The sequence below is a fragment of the Bradyrhizobium sp. UFLA06-24 genome, assembly GCF_054967145.1.
The window spans coordinates 55,062-72,639 of the sequence record NZ_JADFUE010000017.1; the positions used below are offsets into that span (position 1 = coordinate 55,062).

The window sequence follows — 17,578 nt, forward strand, 5'->3', positions numbered from 1 at the left end:
TGACGTGGGGAGAGATTGCGCCCCATGCTTCCCGGAACTGCCAGCACGCCCCGGCCGTTATGGTCGCCAGGGCGGTCGCCCGGCCGCGTCAATTCGCATCACTTTGCGCGTGAGATGTTCACCGCCCCCGGCCAGTTTCCGCTAAAATGCCCGCTATCCGCGCCGATGCATGAGGTCCGCCATGAGCTTCCGCCGCGACACCATCACAAAGCCGATCTTCGCTCTCGCACGCGGCGTGCTGCCGGCGATGTCCGACACCGAGCGCGAAGCCCTGGAGGCCGGTGATGTCTGGTGGGATGCCGATCTCTTCACGGGCAATCCCGATTGGTCGAAGCTGCTGAAAATCCCGCAGGCGAAATTGACCGATGAGGAGGAGGCCTTCCTCAACGGTCCCGTCGACGAACTCTGCGCCATGCTCGACGAGTGGAAGATCTTCTGGGAATGGCGCGACCTGCCGCCGGACGTTTGGCATTTCATCAAGCGTGAAAAATTCTTCGGCATGATAATCCCGAAGGGGTTTGGCGGCCTCGGCTTTTCGCCCTATGCGCATTCGGAAGTCGTCCGAAAAATCTCGACCCGCTCGATCGCCGCGGCCGTCACGGTGATGGTGCCGAACTCGCTCGGGCCCGGCGAGCTCTTGATGCGGTTTGGTACGAAAGAGCAGCAGGAGCGCTGGCTGCCGCGTCTCGCCGACGGTCGTGACATTCCCTGTTTCGGGCTCACCAGCCCGGAAGCGGGCTCCGATGCCGCTTCGATGGTCGACACCGGCATCATCTGCAAAGGCGATTTCGACGGGCGCGAGGTCACAGGCCTACGGCTCAACTGGCACAAGCGCTACATCACGCTCGGTCCCGTCGCGACGCTGCTCGGTCTCGCCTTCAAGGCCCATGATCCCGATCATCTCGTCGGCGACCGGGAAGACCTCGGTATCACCGTCGCGCTGATCCCGACCAACCTGCCCGGCGTCGAGATCGGCCATCGCCATCTGCCCTCGATGCAGGTATTCCAGAATGGCCCGAACCGGGGTCGCGACGTCTTCATCCCGCTCGATTATGTGATCGGCGGCAAGGAGCGGCTCGGGCAGGGCTGGAAGATGCTGATGACGGCGCTTGCCGCCGGCCGCGGCATCTCGCTGCCGTCGCTCTCCGCCGCGGGCGCCGCCTATGCCGCGCGCACCACCGGCGCCTATGCCCGCATCCGCGAGCAGTTCGGCATCTCCATCTCGAAATTCGAGGGCGTCGAGGAGCCGCTCGCCCGCATCGTCGCCACCGCCTACCAACTCGACGCCGCGCGCCGGCTGACCTGCGCGGCGCTCAACGCCGGCGTCCACCCCGCCGTGATATCAGGCATCATGAAGCTGCATGCGACCGAACGGATGCGCACCGCGGTCGACGACGCCATGGACATCCATGGCGGCAAGGCCGTGATCGACGGGCCGCAAAACTATCTCGGCAATCTGCACCGCGCCGTGCCTGTCGGCATCACGGTCGAGGGCGCCAACATCCTCACCCGCAATCTCATCGTGTTCGGGCAAGGCGCGATCCGCGCGCATCCCTATCTGCTGGAGGAAATGAACGCGCTTGCCGATACCGACCGCGAGCGCGGGCTCTCCGCTTTCGATAAGGTATTCTGGAAACATGTCGGCCATAGCTTTAAGACCCTGTTCCGGGCCTTCGGCCGGAGTTGGACCTTTGGCGCCTTCGCGCTGGCGCCCGAAGCGGGCGATGCCACGCCATTCTATCGCCAGCTCTCGCGTTATTCCGCGGCGTTTGCGCTCTGCGCCGACATGGCGCTGCTGACGCTCGGTGGCGCGCTCAAGCGCAAGGAGATGCTGTCGGCGCGCTTCGGCGACATCCTCTCCGAGCTGTACTTGCTCTCCGCTGCGCTCAAGCGCTGGGAGGACGAGGGCCGGCAGAAGGAGGATTTTGTCGCGCTGGAATCGTGCATGGCGAGCGGCTTCAAGACCATCGAGATCAGGCTGGCCGAAATCCTCGCCAATCTGCCCAATCGCTTTGTCGCGGTGATCCTCAAGCTCGTGGTTCAGCCCTTCGGGACGCGCGTGCTCGGGCCGTCCGATCGCGTCGTGCACCACTGCGCAAGCCTCGTGCTGGAGCCGTCTGCGGCGCGCGAGCGTCTGACGCCGGACCTCGCCTATGTCGACGACGACAGCGGCTTCGCCCGGCTGGAGCGCGCGTTCAGGCTTGTCGCAGCGAGCGACGCCATCGCCAGGCGTATGCGGGCCGCGCATATCCGCGACTGGAAAGACGCCGTCACCAGAGGCGTGATCACGCAGGCCGAAGGCGAGCAGCTGGCAGCCGCTCATGAAGCGGTCGCGAAAGTCATCGAAGTCGACGATTTTGCGCCGGAAGCGCTGTCACCGATTTACAAGAAATCCGGCGACGTGCATCAGTTCTTCCAGGAACTCGGTGAACAGAGGGCGGCGAGCTGATGGCACGACCGGTTTTCATCGTCGACGGCAGCCGGACGCCGTTTCTGAAGGCACGCTCCGGCCCGGGGCCGTTCACGCCTGTTGATCTCGCCGTGCAGTGCGGGCGGCCGCTGCTGGCGCGTCAGCCGTTTTCGCCCGAAGATTTCGACCAGGTGATCCTCGGCTGCGTCAACGTCATCGCCGACGAGATGAACCCGGCCCGTGTTGCCGCGCTCCGGCTTGGCATGGGCGAGGACATGGTCGCCTTCACCGTGCAGATCAATTGCGGCTCCGGCATGCAGTCGATCGACACCGCCTACCGCTACATCCGCGAGGGCCATGCCGACCTGATCCTGGCCGGCGGCACCGAGGCGCTGAGCCACGCACCGCTGGTCTGGCCGAATTCCGGCGTGCGCTGGTTCGGCGGCCTTGCCAGCGCCAAAGGCGTGGCCGCGAAGCTGGCCGCAGCCTTCAAGCTGCGGCCACGCGATCTCAAGCCGATCATTGGCCTCGAGCGGGGGCTGACCGATCCCGTCACCGAATTGAACATGGGCCAGACCGCGGAGGTCGTCGGCCACCTCTTCGGTATCACCCGCGCGCAATCCGACGCCTACGCCGCCGAGAGCCATCGCCGCCTCGCGCATGCGCAGGCCGAAGGCTATCTGAAAGGCGAGGTCGAGACGGCGTTCTCCCGTGACGGAAAATTCTTTGACCATGACGATGGCGTCCGCCCGGACTCGACAGCCGAGACGCTGGCAAAGCTCCGGCCGGTGTTCGAGCGTCCCTGGGGCCAGGTCACGGCCGGGAATTCTTCGCAGATCACCGACGGTGCCTCCTGGGTGATCCTCGCCTCCGACGCGGCTGTTGCCAAGCACAAGCTGACGCCGAAGGCCGCGATCGTGGACAGCAACTGGGCCGCACTCGATCCCAGCATCATGGGACTCGGTCCTGTGATGTCAGTCACGCCGCTGCTTCAGCGCAACGACCTCACCATCAAGGACGTCGAGACCTGGGAGCTGAACGAGGCCTTTGCCACCCAGGTGCTCGGCTGTCTCGCCGCCTGGAATGACGAAAAGTTCTGCCGCGAGATATTGGGGCTCGACGGCCCAGCCGGCGAGATCGACCGTGAAAAGCTCAACGTCGATGGCGGCGCGATCTCGCTCGGCCATCCCGTCGGCACTTCCGGCAATCGCATCGTGCTGCATCTCGTCAACGCGATGAAGCGGCTTGGCACGCGGCGTGGGATTGCCACCGAGTGCATCGGCGGCGGGCTCGGCGGCGCCATGCTGATCGAGGCGGTGTAACCATGGATTCAAAGATCATGACCGCGCTCGGCGACCGCGTGCTCTCGCTCGGGCCCCGACCCGCAGCCGACGGTCCCTACAGGCACTTCAAGCTGACGCGCGATGCCGACGGCCTCGCGTGGCTGCTGTTCGATCGCGCCGATGCCAGCGCCAACACGCTGTCCTCCGACGTGATGGAGGAGTTCGACGCCGTGCTCGCGGCGATCGAGACCGAGCGGCCTGCGGGCCTCGTGATCCGCTCGGCAAAACCGTCCGGCTTCATCGCCGGCGCCGATGTCAACGAATTCCGCGGCGCGAGCGACGCCGAGATGGTGGAGACACGCATCCGCGCTGCGCACGCGGTGGTCGACCATCTGGAAGCTTTGAAGCTGCCGACGCTCGCGGTCATCCACGGCTTCTGCCTCGGCGGCGGGCTCGAAGTCGCGCTCGCCTGCCAGTCGCGCATTGCCATCGCCGGCGCACGCTTCGGCTTCCCGGAGGTGATGCTGGGTCTGCATCCCGGGCTCGGCGGCACCGCGCGCTTCAGCGCGTTGGTCAATCCGACCCAGTCGATGTCCCTGATGCTGACGGGCCGCACCATCGATGCGCGCCGCGCCAAAGCGCTCGGCCTCGTCGATGCCGTCACGGAGGAGCGCCATGTCCGGGACGCCGTGAGGGACGTCGTGTTCGGACGCCTGAAGCGGGCCAAGCCCGGACTGCTCACGCGCGCGGCCAATCTCGGCCCCGTGCGCGGGCTGCTCGCCAAGCGCATGCGAAGCGAGGCGGCAAAGGCGGCGCCGAGTGAGCATTATCCGGCGCCCTATGCGCTGATCGACCTGTGGGAGACGCATGGTGGCACAAAGGCCGCGATGCTTAAGGCGGAGCAGGCGTCCTTCGCCAAGCTGATGGTGACGCCGACGGCGCAGAATCTGATCCGCGTCTTCTTCCTGCGCGAGCAGATGAAGAAGGCGGCAGGCAGCGGGAATGCAATCAAGCATGTCCACGTCATCGGCGCGGGCGCCATGGGCGGCGACATCGCGGCTTGGGTCGCCGGGCAGGGCTTTCGCGTCTCGCTCGCCGATATGAAGCCCGAGCCCATCGCGGGCGCGATCAAGCGCGCCGCCGACCTCTACGGCAAGATCATCCGCAAGCCGACCGAGGTGCGCGATGCGCTCGATCGCCTCATCCCTGATATGGACGGCGAGGGCGTCCGCAACGCCGATCTCGTCATCGAGGCGGTGCCGGAAAAGCTCGACCTGAAGCAGAAGGTCTATGCCAGCCTCGAGCCGAAGATGAAGCCGGGCGCGATCCTTGCGACCAACACGTCGAGCATTCCACTGCAGGATCTGCGCACCACGCTGGCGCGCCCGGAGCGGCTGATGGGCCTGCACTTCTTCAATCCGGTGTCGCGGCTGCAACTGGTTGAGGTCGTTAGCCATGACGGCAACCACCCGCAGGTGCTGAAGCAAGCGCTTGCCTTCGTCGGCGCGATCGACCGCCTGCCGCTCTCCGTGAAGAGCTCGCCCGGCTTCCTCGTCAACCGTGCGCTGACGCCCTATATGCTGGAAGCGATGGTGATGCTGGACGAGAAGACCGACCAGCGCCTGATCGATGCCGCGGCCGAGCAGTTCGGCATGCCGATGGGCCCGATCGAACTGGCCGATCAGGTCGGGCTCGACATCTGCCTCGACGTCGGCGACATGCTGCGCACCAAGTTCGGTGACCTGCTGCCGCCGACGCCCGCCTGGCTGCGCGAAAAAGTCGCCAGGGGCGAGCTCGGCCGCAAGACCGGCAAGGGCTTTTACACCTGGAAGGACGGCAAGGCCGAGAAGGCGCCGCTGCCCGAGACCGGTCCTGGTGTCACCGACCAGATGATCGACCGCCTGGTGCTGCCGATGTCCAACGTCTGCGTCGCGGCTCTGCGCGAAGGCATCGTCGACGATCCCGATGCGGTCGATGGCGCCATGATCTTCGGCACCGGCTACGCGCCGTTCCGCGGCGGTCCACTGAACTATGCGCGTGCACGCGGCGTGGAGAATGTCGTATCGACCTTGCGCACGTTGGCCGAACGATTCGGCGAGCGTTTCGCGCCCGATCCGGGCTGGGACAATTTCAAGTGAGACCTGCATGAGCGAAAAGTCCGACATCGAGCCGAGCGGCGATCTCTGCATCCGCACGCTGGCGATGCCCGCCGACACCAACGCCAATGGCGACATCTTTGGCGGCTGGCTGCTCAGCCAGATGGACGTCGGCGGCGGCGTGTTTGCATCCAAAGTCGCGAAGTCGCGCACCGTCACGGTCGCGATCGAGGCAATGAATTTTCGCAAAGCCGTCTATGTCGGCGATCTCGTCTCGGTTTACGCGAACCTCGTGCGGGTTGGCCGTACCTCGATGACCGTACATCTCGAAGCGTGGGCGCTCCGGCGCGGAGAAGAGCATCCGTTCCTCGTCACCGACGGAAATTTTACCTACGTCTCGATCGACGAGCATGGTCGGCCGCAAGAGGTGCGTTCGATCGCCGCGCCGATCGCGACGTAATCGCGCGCGGCACTCTGTCCCATCTCGGCAACATGTGCGGCGCCGTCGAGTCCACGCGTCGCTTCTTTGCCAACAACGGGTCATAAAACGGATGAGGTCCCGGCGTACTCGATAGCGCGTCGATTCGGGGTGGAAACCGGTTGATTGCCCTCAGGAACCTTTGGGCAGACTGACCGTTATTTGCCCGCACTGAGGAATCCACGGGACATGCCGGACAGCTACATCATCGAAGTGAATTCAGAGACCGCGGGCATCGTGGTCCGCGGTCAGGGAGGCTACCGCTTCTTCGCCTCGTCCCAGCAATTCAATCGTCTTGAAGGCCAGCTCTTTCGCAACGCCCGCGAAGCCGAGCGCGCCGCCCGCAAGCTGGTGAACGGCGATGTGAAGGAGGCGGCGTAAGCGCCCGCTCGGTCATTCCGGGGCGCGCGTAGCGCGAACCCGGAATCCATCTTGCTGCGAAATTGCCGAGCCCGCGCTACGCGCGTCCCGAAATGACGGTCTTGTTCACAATTTCGTCGCGGCGCGCGACAACAGCTTCCAGTCGTCGCCTTGCTTCAGCCAGTTCATCAGGATGTGAAGATTGGTCGGCAATTTTTTCCCATCGGCCGCCATCTCCTGTTCCGCGATCCAGTGGAAGCGCACGATCGCCGCGGGGCCGACGACCTTGATGGTCGGGTCCTTGTACTCGATCGAGAGGAATTTCGATTTGCCGTCGGTCGCGTTGGCGATGAAGGTCGCCTTGTCCTCCACCTTGCCGCTGGAATGGCTATAGCTGAGAGCGTCCCAGCACAGCGCGCCGAGCGCCTTGGGATCGGCCGCGATCTGGGCGAGGCGGAAGGCCTCGACCTTCTTCGCCACGGCGTCTTCGTCCGCGGAAGCCGCCAGCGCCGGCGTCGAGAGGGCAAGCGCGGAGACGGCCAGAGTCGAGAGAGCCAGATCGCGTCGGTTGATCGTCATCGTTTCCTCCTTTTTGATCTTGCACGAAGTCTTGCAGCCGGGCGCGGCTTTGTCGAGTGGCGCGTGGTGGTCATGCGTATGCGTCATTGCGCGCGCGAGGCTCTATTGATACGTCTTCGGCATTGATGCGCGGTGCATTCGGGAAAGTACTGACATGATCGAGACGCTGGGCAGGGCGTTGCTGTTCGACATCGACGGCACGCTTGCCAATACGGACCCTCTGCACTTGAAAGCGTTCAACCAGGTCCTCGGTCCGCGCGGCCATGTCTTCGACCACGCGCGCTTCTCGAAGGAGTTACAGGGCTTCGCCAACGTCTCGATTGGCGAGCGCTTTCTGCCAGACGAGAGCCTGGAGCGGCGTGCCGCGATCCTCGACGAGAAGGAAGAAGTGTTTCGCAATTTGGTTGCGGGGCAGATCGAGCCGTTGCCGGGCCTGATGGCGCTGCTCGACCGTGCCGACGAGGCCGGTATTCCCATGGTCGCCGTCACCAACGCGCCGCGTCTCAATGCCGAGCTGCTGCTCTCCGGCCTCGGCATCACGCGTCGTTTCAAGGCGCTCGTGATCGGCGAGGAACTGCCGCACGGCAAGCCGCATCCGCTGCCCTATCAGGAGGGGTTGCGCTTCGTCGGGGCCAGCGCGGCCGCCTCGATCGCGTTCGAGGATTCCCGCTCCGGCGTTCAGTCCGCCACCGCCGCCGGGATTCCGACGATCGGCATCCGGACCAGCCTCAGCGATGCCGACCTCGTTGGCGCAGGCGCGGTCGCGTCCGCAAGCGCCTTCGACGATCCCTTGCTGCTCGCGCGGCTCGCGCGCGCGATGGCGTGGTGAGATTTTCATCCACTAACCGTGATCGGCATCCGCATTGACCGCGCGGGCGAGAAGCCGCACCATGCATCGTTCTGATTTGAGGCCATTGCCGTGACCGGATTGACCCATCGCCAAGCCGAGATCCTCAACATCGCCCGCGCCTCCGGCCGCGTCATGGTGGAGGAGCTGGCGCGCCGCTTCGAGGTTTCGGCGCAGACCATCCGCAAGGACCTCAACGATCTCTGCGAGCGCCGTTCGCTCACCCGCATCCATGGCGGCGCGATCATCGCCTCCGGCGTGGAAAACCTCGCCTACGAGGCGCGCCGCTTCGTCGCCGCCGACGAGAAGAAGGCGATTGGGGCCGCCGCCGCCTCGCTGATCCCGAACGGCTGCTCGCTCTTCATCAACATCGGCACCACGACGGAGGAGGTGGCGAGCGCGCTGACCTCGCATGAGGATTTGCTGGTCATCACCAACAATCTCAACGTCGCCATGCTGCTTTACCGCCATCCCCGCATCGAGGTGGTGGTGGCCGGCGGCACGGTGCGGCGGGCCGACGGCGCCGTGGTCGGCTCGACCGCGACGCAGCTGATCGGCCAATTCAAGGTCGACTACGCCATCATCGGCGCGTCCGCGATCGACGAGGAGGGCGCGCTGCTCGACTTCGACTATCGCGAGGTGCAGGTGGCGCAGGCCATCATCGCCAATGCCCGCAGCGTCATGCTGGTCGCCGATTCCACGAAGCTTCGCCGTAGCGCGCCGGTCCGCATCGCGCATATGACGCAGATCCAGACCTTCGTGACCGATCAGGAGCTGCCAGAGCGCCTCGCCACCATCTGCCACAGCAAGGGCATTGAAGTGGTGGAGGCGATGCCGAAGGGCGCTGACGTCGACGAGACCCAGGCCGAGGCGCAGGATGCCGCGCCAGATGCAGCACCGGTGGTGCGGCTGCGCTAAAAGGCTAGACGCCGTCCCACGGGTTGAGCAGCGGCACGCCCGTCGGTTCGAAATCCTCCACATTGCGCGTGACAACCGTGAGGCCGTGAACAAGCGCTGTTGCCGCGATGAGAGCGTCGCGTTCAGCCAGCGGATTGGGAACGTGAAGTTGCGCGCAGCGCTGTGCCACGGCCATGTCGATGGCCAGTATCCGGCCCTCGAAGCGAACCAGCACTTGAGCGTCGATCCACTTGCGCAGGATGGCACCTTGTGCCGCGTCCTTGCGCTGGATCAGGCGCGCGCCAAGTTCGATCTCGAGAACCGAGATAACGGATATGAAGAAATTCGTAGCAGGAATTGCATTGGCCCAGGCAACGACATTGCCATCGGCTTTATCCGGTCGCCGGAGCTCGGAAATGACCTTGGTGTCGAGCAGAAACATCAATCGAGGTCGGCGGGCTTCAAGATCCCACCGGCTACGCGAGGCGGATCGAAATCAAAGTCCGCACTTGTTTGCGGCAAGGCCTCGGCAAGACTCATGTGTCCGCCGCTCAGACGCAAATAATCCTCGATCGTTAGCAGCACATGAGCCGGGCGGCCGCGATCCGTAATGAAGACAGGTCCTTGCGCAGCAGCTTTTTTTGCGCCGCTGGTGTCTTGATTGAATTCTCGGCTGGTGAGGGTGATCACGATCGTCAGCACTCCAGGTTGCCGCGTCTACAGTCACGCAAAATATATGTAGCTACGTTGCTACATTCAGGATCGTGAGCGAGCATGCCTTGCGGTTGCACGCGATGCCTCGGAAATTGGCCCTCTACCCGCCGATTTCCGCGTCACTTTGCCGGGGAAAAAGTTCCACTTTCATTTCCTTTCGTCTCTCTTTCGTCTTGCTTTCGTTTTCCGGTGTGATCTAATCAAAAACGAAAGTAGCCGCGCGACTGAACGGGCGGTTTCCGGGGGATGCGTCTGTTGGAGTGTATTTTCGACCTCGCCATCATTGGAGGCGGTGTTAACGGTTGCGGGATCGCGCGTGACGCGGTGGGCCGCGGCAACACTGTTTTCCTGTGCGAAATGAACGACCTGGCGAGCGGGACGTCGTCCTGGTCGACCAAGCTGGTGCATGGCGGCCTGCGTTATCTCGAATATTACGAGTTCCGCCTGGTCCGCGAGGCGCTGATCGAGCGCGAGATTCTCTGGGGCATCGCTCCTCACATCATCCGCCCCTTGCGTTTCGTTTTGCCGCATCACGCCGGTCTGCGTCCGGCCTGGCTGCTGCGGCTTGGCCTGTTTCTCTATGATCACATCGGCGGCCGTCATCTCCTGCCGGCGACCCGCTCGCTCGATCTCAGGCGCGACGAAGTGGGCAAGCCGCTGATCCCGAATCGCTATGCCCGCGCGTTCGAATATTCCGACTGCTTCGTCGATGACGCTCGCCTCGTCGTGCTCAACGCACGTGACGCCGCCGACAAGGGCGCCGAGATCCGCACCCGCACCCGCGCCACCGAGATTCGTCAATCCGACGGGATATGGACCGTCAGTATGGTCGACACGCTGACCGGCGCGCGCTCGCAGATTCAGGCCCGCGCGCTGGTCAATGCCGGCGGGCCCTGGGTCGAGGACGTGCTCGGTCGCGGCGCTGGCGTCAACGCGAAAGCAAAGGTGCGCCTGGTGCAAGGCTCGCACATCGTGGTCAAGAAGCTGTACGACCATGACCGCGCCTACATGTTCCAGAACGCCGACGGCCGCATCATCTTCGTCATCCCCTATCAGGACGACTTCACGCTGATCGGCACCACCGATCGCGACTATGCCGGCGACCCGGCCAAGGTGAAGGCGACGCCGGAGGAGATCGAGTATCTCTGCAAGGCCGCGAGCGAGTATCTCGCCAAGCCCGTGACGTCGGAGGACGTGGTCTGGACCTATTCCGGCGTGCGACCGCTTTATGACGACGGTGCCAGCGAGGCCAAGGCTGCGACCCGCGATTACGTGTTCGAGCTCGACACGCCGGGTGGCGTGCCGCTGCTGTCGATCTATGGCGGCAAGATCACCACCTATCGTCGCCTTGCCGAAGAGGCACTGGAACGGCTTGCGCCCTATCTTCGCAGTGCGAAAGCGCGCGAGGGTTGGACCGGCAAATGGCCGCTGCCCGGCGGCGACATGGACGTATCGGCTGTCGATGGCTTGATCGCCGAGCTTCAGCGCGGCTACCCTTTCCTCAGCCATGAGCATGCGCGGCGGCTCGCACGCGCCTATGGCACCCGCGCCATCAAACTGCTCGGCGACGCCAAGTCGGCCGCCGATCTCGGCCAGGTCTTTGGCGCAACTCTGACCGAACGCGAGGTTCGCTACCTGATGACCAATGAATGGGCGGTGACCGCCGAGGATATCGTCTGGCGCCGCTCCAAGCTCGGTCTGCGACTATCCGCCGACGAAATTGCGTCCCTGGACGACTGGATCAGGACCCACGCCGTGTCGCAAAGTCCACTGCTGGAAGCAGGAGGACGCTCATGAGCGTGACACTCGATCACGTGACCCGGACCGTCGATGGGGTCCAGCACATCCGCGACGTCTCGCTGACGCTCGAGAGCGGCACGCTCAACGTGCTGCTCGGGCCGACGCTGTCGGGCAAGACCTCGATCATGCGGCTGCTCGCCGGCCTCGACAAGCCGACGTCGGGCAAGGTGCTCGTCAACGGCAAGGACGTCACCGGCGCCGACGTGCGCCAGCGTTCGGTCGCGATGGTCTATCAGCAGTTCATCAATTACCCCTCGCTCACGGTCTACGAGAACATCGCTTCGCCCCTGCGCGTGCAGGGCAAGCCGCGCGAGGAGATCGAGACGCGGGTGGCGGAAGCCGCGAAATTGCTGCGGCTCGAGCCGTTCCTGAAACGCACGCCGCTGCAGCTCTCGGGCGGCCAGCAGCAGCGCGCCGCGATCGCGCGCGCGCTGGTCAAGGATGCCGATCTCGTGCTGCTGGACGAGCCGCTCGCCAATCTCGATTACAAACTGCGTGAGGAGCTGCGCGCCGAATTGCCGCGCATCTTCGAGGCCTCGGGCGCGATCTTCGTCTATGCCACCACCGAGCCGACCGAGGCGCTGCTGCTCGGCGGCAATACGGTTTGCATGTGGGAAGGGCAGGCGCTCCAGATCGGCGAGACCACCAACGTCTACCGCCGGCCCCAGACCCTGCGCGTCGCCCAGGTCTTCTCCGACCCGCCGCTCAATCTCGTCGGTATCGAGAAGAAGAACGGCTCCGTGCAATATGCCGGCGGCACCTCCTCGCCGGCCTCGGGCCTCTATTCGTCGCTCGCCGACGGTGCCTATCGCGTCGGCTTCCGCGCACATCAGCTTGGACTCGCCAATGGCGAGGCCGATCGTCACGCCTTCCACGCCACGGTGACGGTGACCGAGATCACCGGTTCGGAGAGTTTCGTGCATTTGACCCGCGACGGATCGAACTGGGTTGCGGTGCTGCACGGCGTGCACGAGTTCGAGCCCGGCCAGACGCTGGACGCCGTGCTCGATCCCAATGACGTCTTCGTCTTCGACGCGGCTGATCGCCTCGTCGCGGCGCCCGGTTCTTGAGGGAGATGCGCGATGGCTCGCATTGACCTCGTCGATCTCGCCCATTCCTACGGCGGCAACGATGCGCCGCAGGAAACCTTTGCGCTGAAGCCGGTCACCATGACCTGGCGGCAGGGCGGCGCCTATGCGCTGCTCGGCCCGTCAGGCTGCGGCAAGACCACGCTGCTCAACGTCATCTCCGGCATCATCACGCCGTCACGGGGGAAAATCCTGTTCGACGGGGTAGACATCACACCGCTGTCAACCCAGAAGCGCAACATCGCCCAGGTGTTCCAGTTTCCGGTGATCTACGACACGATGACGGTGGGGCAGAACCTGGCGTTTCCGCTGAAGAACCGCGGCGTGCCGAAAGCCGAGATCGACAGGCGCGTCGCCGAGATCGGCCGCCTGCTCGACCTCGAGCCCTATCTGAATCGCAAGGCGACGCGGCTGACCGCCGACGCCAAGCAGAAGATCTCGCTCGGCCGCGGTCTGGTCCGCTCCGACGTCGCCGCCGTGCTGTTCGACGAGCCACTGACGGTGATCGATCCCGAGCTCAAATGGCAGCTTCGTTCCAAGCTGAAGGCGCTGCATCGCGAGCTGGACCTCACGATGATCTATGTCACCCACGACCAGACCGAGGCGCTGACCTTCGCCGACACCGTCGTCGTCATGCATGACGGCCGCGTGGTGCAGAGCGGCACGCCGGCCGAGCTGTTCGACAAGCCCGCCCACACCTTCGTCGGCTATTTCATCGGCTCGCCCGGCATGAACATCCTGCCGGCCGAGGTGAAGGGGCGCGAAGCCAGGGTCGGCGGCCATGTCATCGCGCTGAACCGCAGCTACGACAACCTTCCGGCAGTCGCCAAGATCGAGATCGGCGTACGTCCGGAATTCGTCGAGGCGGTTGCGCCCGCAGCCGGCCTGCTCACCGCAAAAATCGATCGTATCGACGACCTCGGCCGCATCCGCTTCGCGCGCGTGCGCGTGGGCGAGGCCAAGATCGCGGCACGTGCGCCGGCCGGCTTCACCGGCTCCGACGGCAATGCCGGGCTGAAATTCAATCCCGCGCACATCCACGTCTATGCCGACAGCCTTCTGGTGGAGGGAGCCGCCTGATGGACAAGACCGTCAACCAAAAAGCCTGGTTCCTGGTGCTGCCGGTGTTCCTGGTCGTCGCTTTCTCGGCGGTGCTGCCGCTGATGACGGTGGTGAACTATTCGATGCAGGACACCTTCGGCAACAACCAGTTCTTCTGGAACGGCGTCGGCTGGTTCAAGGAGCTGCTCGATCCCTCGACCGATCTCGGCGGCCGCTTCCTGGCCTCGCTCGGCCGGAATCTGTTCTTCTCGCTGGTGATCCTCGCCATCGAGGTGCCGCTCGGCATCGTCATCGCGCTGTCGATGCCGCGTCAGGGCTGGACCGTCGCCGCCTGCCTGGTGACGCTGGCGCTGCCGCTGCTCATTCCGTGGAACGTGGTCGGCACGATCTGGCAGATCTTCGGCCGCCCCGACATCGGCCTGCTCGGCTATGTCCTCAACCACATCGGGCTCGACTATAATTACGTGTCCAACGACATCGATGCCTGGGTTACCGTCATCGTGATGGACGTCTGGCACTGGACGAGCCTCGTCGCGCTGCTCTGCTATGCCGGCCTGAAATCGATCCCGGAGGCTTATTACCAGGCCGCCCAGATCGATGGTGCCTCGCGCTGGGCGGTGTTCAAGGCGATCCAGCTGCCGAAGATGAACCGCGTGCTGCTGATCGCGGTGCTGCTGCGCTTCATGGACAGCTTCATGATCTACACCGAGCCTTTCGTCGTCACCGGCGGCGGCCCCGGCAACTCGACCACGTTCGTGTCGATCGAGCTCGTCAAGATTGCGCTCGGCCAGTTCGACCTCGGCAAGGCCGCCGCGCTCTCGCTGGTCTACAACCTCATCATCCTGATCGTCTGCTGGATCTTCTACACCGTCATGACCAATGCCGGCAGCGAACGGAAACCCCAGGAAGGAGCCGCGTGATGCACTCGATTCCCGGCCGCCGCCTCATCATGGGGCTGTTCCTGATCTTCCTGATGCTGCCGATCTACTGGCTCGTGAACATGAGCTTCAAGACCAACGGCGAGATCATTTCGACGATGACGCTGTGGCCGCATGCGCCGACGCTGCAGCATTACAGGCGCATCTTCACCGACGAGAGCTGGTATTCCGGCTATATCAACTCGCTCGAATACGTCGTCATCAATACCATCATCTCGATCTCGGTGGCGTTGCCGGCCGCCTACGCGTTCTCGCGCTACCGCTTCCTCGGCGACAAGCATCTGTTCTTCTGGCTGCTGTCGAACCGCATGGCGCCGGCCGCAGTCTATGCCCTGCCGTTCTTCAACCTCTATTCGGCGATCGGGCTGTTCGATACGCCGTGGGCGGTTGCGCTCGCGCACTGCATCTTCAACGTGCCGCTGGCGGTGTGGATCCTCGAAGGATTCGTCTCCGGCGTGCCGCGCGAGATCGACGAGACCGCCTTCCTCGACGGCTATTCCTTCCCGCGCTTCTTCATCAAGATCCTGGTGCCGCTGATCGCAAGCGGTATCGGCGTCGCCGCGTTCTTCTGCTTCATGTTTTCCTGGGTCGAGCTGCTGCTGGCGCGGACGCTGACCTCGGTCAACGCGAAGCCGATCGCTGCGGTCATGACCCGCACGGTCTCGGCCGCCGGCATGGACTGGGGCTTGTTGGCGGCTGCCGGCGTGCTCACGATCATCCCGGGCGCACTCGTGATCTGGTTCGTCCGCAACTACATCGCGCGCGGCTTCGCGCTCGGCCGGGTGTAGGAGGTTTTCATGGACTCCATCGCATGGATGGCCTGGACGCTGCCGACCGCGATTTTCTTCGTGGCGCTGGCGTGCACATTGGCCATCATGACCTGGCTCGCGGCGGTCTATCCGGAAGCCGAGCGCGTCGGGATCCTGCGCATCCCGACCACGCGCGGCGACCGCCTGTTCGTCTCGCTGATCGTGGCCGCCGTCATCCACCTGGTGTGGATCGGCCTCGTTGGTACCGATCCGATCGCGACGATTCCGATCGGAGAGGAAGGATTTGAAATAACGAGCCTGTGGCTCGCAACAGTGATTTCGCTTGCCTCGGGCGTGGTGATCTTTCGCACCGTCTGAGGCCTGCGAGAAAGAGCAGATCCGGGGTCTACCCGGGCCTGGATTTAGTTTGTCGCTTCAACCGGAGGAAACTTAATGCGACACTTGCGAACGACCAAGGACAGTCTTCTGACCATGACCAGCGCGATCGCGCTGATCGCGGCTTCAGTCACGATCGCCGCGCCGGCGCGCGCGGACGAAGCCGCCGCCAAGAAGTGGATCGACAGCGAATTCCAGCCGTCGACCCTGTCGAAGGACGATGCGCTGAAGGAGATGCAGTGGTTCATCAAGGCCGCTGAACCCTTCAAGGGCATGGAGATCAACGTCGTTTCCGAGACGCTGACCACGCACGAATATGAATCCCGCACGCTCGCGAAGGCGTTCGAGGAGATCACCGGCATCAAGGTCAAGCACGACATCATCCAGGAAGGTGACGTCGTCGAGAAGATCCAGACCCAGATGCAGTCCGGCAAGAACGTCTATGACGGCTGGATCAACGACTCCGACTTCATCGGAACGCACTTCCGCTACGGCCAGGCGGTGGACCTCACCGACTGGATGGCGAAGGACGGCAAGGACGTCACCGACCCGATGCTCGACGTCAACGACTTCATCGGCAAGTCGTTCACGACCGCGCCGAACGGTCACCTCTACCAGTTGCCGGACCAGCAGTTCGCCAACCTGTATTGGTTCCGGTACGACTGGTTCACCAATCCGGACTACAAGGCCAAGTTCAAGGCCAAGTACGGCTACGATCTCGGCGTTCCCGTGAACTGGTCGGCTTACGAGGACATCGCCGAGTTCTTCACCAACGATGTCAAGGAGATCAACGGCGTCCGCGTCTATGGTCACATGGACTACGGCAAGAAGGATCCCTCGCTCGGTTGGCGTTTCACCGACGCCTGGCTCTCGATGGCCGGCAACGGTGACAAGGGCATCCCGAACGGCCTGCCGGTCGACGAATGGGGCATCCGCATGGAAGGCTGCCGTCCGGTCGGCTCGTCGGTCGAGCGTGGCGGCGACGTCAACGGCCCCGCGGCGGTCTACTCGATCGTCAAGTACCTCGACTGGATGAAGAAGTATGCTCCGCCGCAGGCTCAGGGCATGACCTTCTCCGAATCGGGCCCGGTGCCGTCGCAGGGCAACATCGCCCAGCAGATCTTCTGGTACACCGCCTTCACCGCCGACATGGTGAAGCCCGGCCTGCCCGTGATGAACGCGGACGGTACGCCGAAGTGGCGTATGGCTCCGTCGCCGCACGGCGCCTACTGGAAGGACGGCATGAAGCTCGGCTACCAGGACGTGGGATCGGCGACCTTGCTGAAGTCGACCCCGGTCGATCGCCGCAAGGCTGCCTGGCTGTATCTCCAGTTCATCGTCTCCAAGACGGTGTCGCTGAAGAAGAGCCATGTGGGTCTGACCTTCATCCGCGAATCCGACATCTGGGACAAGTCGTTCACCGAACGTGCGCCGAAGCTCGGCGGTCTGATCGAGTTCTACCGCTCGCCCGCGCGCGTGCAGTGGACCCCGACCGGCAACAACGTGCCTGACTATCCGAAGCTTGCTCAGCTGTGGTGGCAGAACATCGGCGATGCGTCGTCCGGTGCGAAGACGCCGCAAGCCGCGATGGACTCGCTCGCAGCCGCTCAGGACTCGGTGATGGAGCGTCTCGAGAAGTCGGGCGTGCAGGGCGCTTGCGGACCGAAGCTCAACCCGAAGAAGACGGCTGAGTTCTGGTACGACAAGTCGGCCAAGGACGGCAACATCGCTCCGCAGCGCAAGCTTGCGAACGAGAAGCCGAAGGGTGAGACCGTCGACTACGACACGCTGATCAAGTCGTGGCCGGCCTCGCCGCCCAAGCGCGCCGAAGCGAAGTAATTCGCCGATATCATCATGGCCGGGGTGATCCCGGCCAACCAT

General features: G+C 64.1%; 17 protein-coding genes. 14 read left to right on the forward strand and 3 right to left on the reverse strand.

Annotated features, from left to right (window positions below; all coding sequences use genetic code 11):
- Positions 1 to 181 precede the first annotated feature (181 nt).
- The 5 genes from IF809_RS16145 to IF809_RS16165 all read left to right on the forward strand — a co-directional run bounded on the left by IF809_RS16145 (position 182) and on the right by IF809_RS16165 (position 6,648).
- Positions 182 to 2,449, forward strand: a complete 2,268-nt coding sequence (locus IF809_RS16145) for an acyl-CoA dehydrogenase (protein WP_462837999.1) — start codon at positions 182 to 184, stop codon at positions 2,447 to 2,449.
- Positions 2,449 to 3,732, forward strand: coding sequence for an acetyl-CoA C-acetyltransferase (locus tag IF809_RS16150; RefSeq protein ID WP_128967913.1), 1,284 nt, complete (start codon positions 2,449 to 2,451; stop codon positions 3,730 to 3,732). Before IF809_RS16145 ends, IF809_RS16150 begins: the two co-directional genes overlap by 1 nt.
- A gap of 2 nt (positions 3,733 to 3,734) precedes the next feature.
- Positions 3,735 to 5,831, forward strand: a complete 2,097-nt coding sequence (locus IF809_RS16155; RefSeq protein WP_462838000.1) for a 3-hydroxyacyl-CoA dehydrogenase NAD-binding domain-containing protein — start codon at positions 3,735 to 3,737, stop codon at positions 5,829 to 5,831.
- A 7-nt stretch (positions 5,832 to 5,838) separates the two neighbouring features.
- Positions 5,839 to 6,249, forward strand: a complete 411-nt coding sequence (locus IF809_RS16160) for an acyl-CoA thioesterase (RefSeq protein ID WP_128967911.1) — start codon at positions 5,839 to 5,841, stop codon at positions 6,247 to 6,249.
- 207 nt (positions 6,250 to 6,456) lie between these two features.
- Positions 6,457 to 6,648, forward strand: a complete 192-nt coding sequence (locus IF809_RS16165) for a hypothetical protein (protein ID WP_092298786.1) — start codon at positions 6,457 to 6,459, stop codon at positions 6,646 to 6,648.
- A 105-nt stretch (positions 6,649 to 6,753) separates the two neighbouring features.
- Here IF809_RS16165 and IF809_RS16170 read toward each other — a convergent pair whose 3' ends face one another.
- Positions 6,754 to 7,206 (reverse strand): nuclear transport factor 2 family protein, encoded by a 453-nt coding sequence (locus IF809_RS16170; protein ID WP_128967910.1) that lies wholly within the window; start codon positions 7,204 to 7,206, stop codon positions 6,754 to 6,756.
- Positions 7,207 to 7,360: 154 nt separating this feature from the next.
- Between IF809_RS16170 and IF809_RS16175 the strand changes: the two genes are divergently transcribed.
- Both IF809_RS16175 and IF809_RS16180 read left to right on the forward strand, forming a co-directional pair.
- Positions 7,361 to 8,035, forward strand: a complete 675-nt coding sequence (locus IF809_RS16175) for an HAD family hydrolase (protein WP_128967909.1) — start codon at positions 7,361 to 7,363, stop codon at positions 8,033 to 8,035.
- 90 nt (positions 8,036 to 8,125) lie between these two features.
- Positions 8,126 to 8,971, forward strand: a complete 846-nt coding sequence (locus tag IF809_RS16180; protein WP_128967908.1) for a DeoR/GlpR family DNA-binding transcription regulator — start codon at positions 8,126 to 8,128, stop codon at positions 8,969 to 8,971.
- A 4-nt stretch (positions 8,972 to 8,975) separates the two neighbouring features.
- Here the strand turns inward: IF809_RS16180 and IF809_RS16185 are convergent, their stop codons facing one another.
- Complete coding sequence (locus IF809_RS16185; protein ID WP_128967907.1) at positions 8,976 to 9,392, reverse strand: type II toxin-antitoxin system VapC family toxin; 417 nt, start codon at positions 9,390 to 9,392, stop codon at positions 8,976 to 8,978.
- The gene (locus IF809_RS16190; protein ID WP_128969447.1) at positions 9,392 to 9,643 is read right to left on the reverse strand and encodes a type II toxin-antitoxin system prevent-host-death family antitoxin; all 252 of its coding nucleotides are present in this window, start codon (positions 9,641 to 9,643) and stop codon (positions 9,392 to 9,394) included. Before IF809_RS16190 ends, IF809_RS16185 begins: the two co-directional genes overlap by 1 nt.
- Before the next feature lie 267 nt (positions 9,644 to 9,910).
- On the opposite strand from IF809_RS16190, the gene glpD reads away from it, so the two are divergent.
- From glpD to IF809_RS16225, 7 genes are all read left to right on the forward strand, one after another.
- Complete coding sequence (glpD, locus tag IF809_RS16195) at positions 9,911 to 11,461, forward strand: glycerol-3-phosphate dehydrogenase (RefSeq protein ID WP_462838001.1); 1,551 nt, start codon at positions 9,911 to 9,913, stop codon at positions 11,459 to 11,461.
- On the forward strand, positions 11,458 to 12,534 hold the full coding sequence (locus IF809_RS16200) for an ABC transporter ATP-binding protein (protein ID WP_453980174.1): 1,077 nt from the start codon (positions 11,458 to 11,460) through the stop codon (positions 12,532 to 12,534). Before glpD ends, IF809_RS16200 begins: the two co-directional genes overlap by 4 nt.
- 12 nt (positions 12,535 to 12,546) lie before the next feature.
- On the forward strand, positions 12,547 to 13,632 hold the full coding sequence (locus tag IF809_RS16205; protein ID WP_462838002.1) for an ABC transporter ATP-binding protein: 1,086 nt from the start codon (positions 12,547 to 12,549) through the stop codon (positions 13,630 to 13,632).
- Positions 13,632 to 14,534, forward strand: a complete 903-nt coding sequence (locus IF809_RS16210; RefSeq protein WP_128967903.1) for a carbohydrate ABC transporter permease — start codon at positions 13,632 to 13,634, stop codon at positions 14,532 to 14,534. The genes IF809_RS16205 and IF809_RS16210 overlap by 1 nt, the downstream gene beginning before the upstream one ends.
- Entirely contained in the window at positions 14,534 to 15,340 is an 807-nt protein-coding gene (locus IF809_RS16215; protein WP_092298756.1) for a carbohydrate ABC transporter permease, read from the forward strand. Before IF809_RS16210 ends, IF809_RS16215 begins: the two co-directional genes overlap by 1 nt.
- A gap of 9 nt (positions 15,341 to 15,349) precedes the next feature.
- Positions 15,350 to 15,679 (forward strand): DUF2160 domain-containing protein, encoded by a 330-nt coding sequence (locus IF809_RS16220; RefSeq protein ID WP_462838003.1) that lies wholly within the window; start codon positions 15,350 to 15,352, stop codon positions 15,677 to 15,679.
- Between the two features lie 75 nt (positions 15,680 to 15,754).
- The gene (locus tag IF809_RS16225; protein ID WP_092298750.1) at positions 15,755 to 17,536 is read left to right on the forward strand and encodes an ABC transporter substrate-binding protein; all 1,782 of its coding nucleotides are present in this window, start codon (positions 15,755 to 15,757) and stop codon (positions 17,534 to 17,536) included.
- The last annotated feature ends 42 nt before the right edge of the window (positions 17,537 to 17,578 follow it).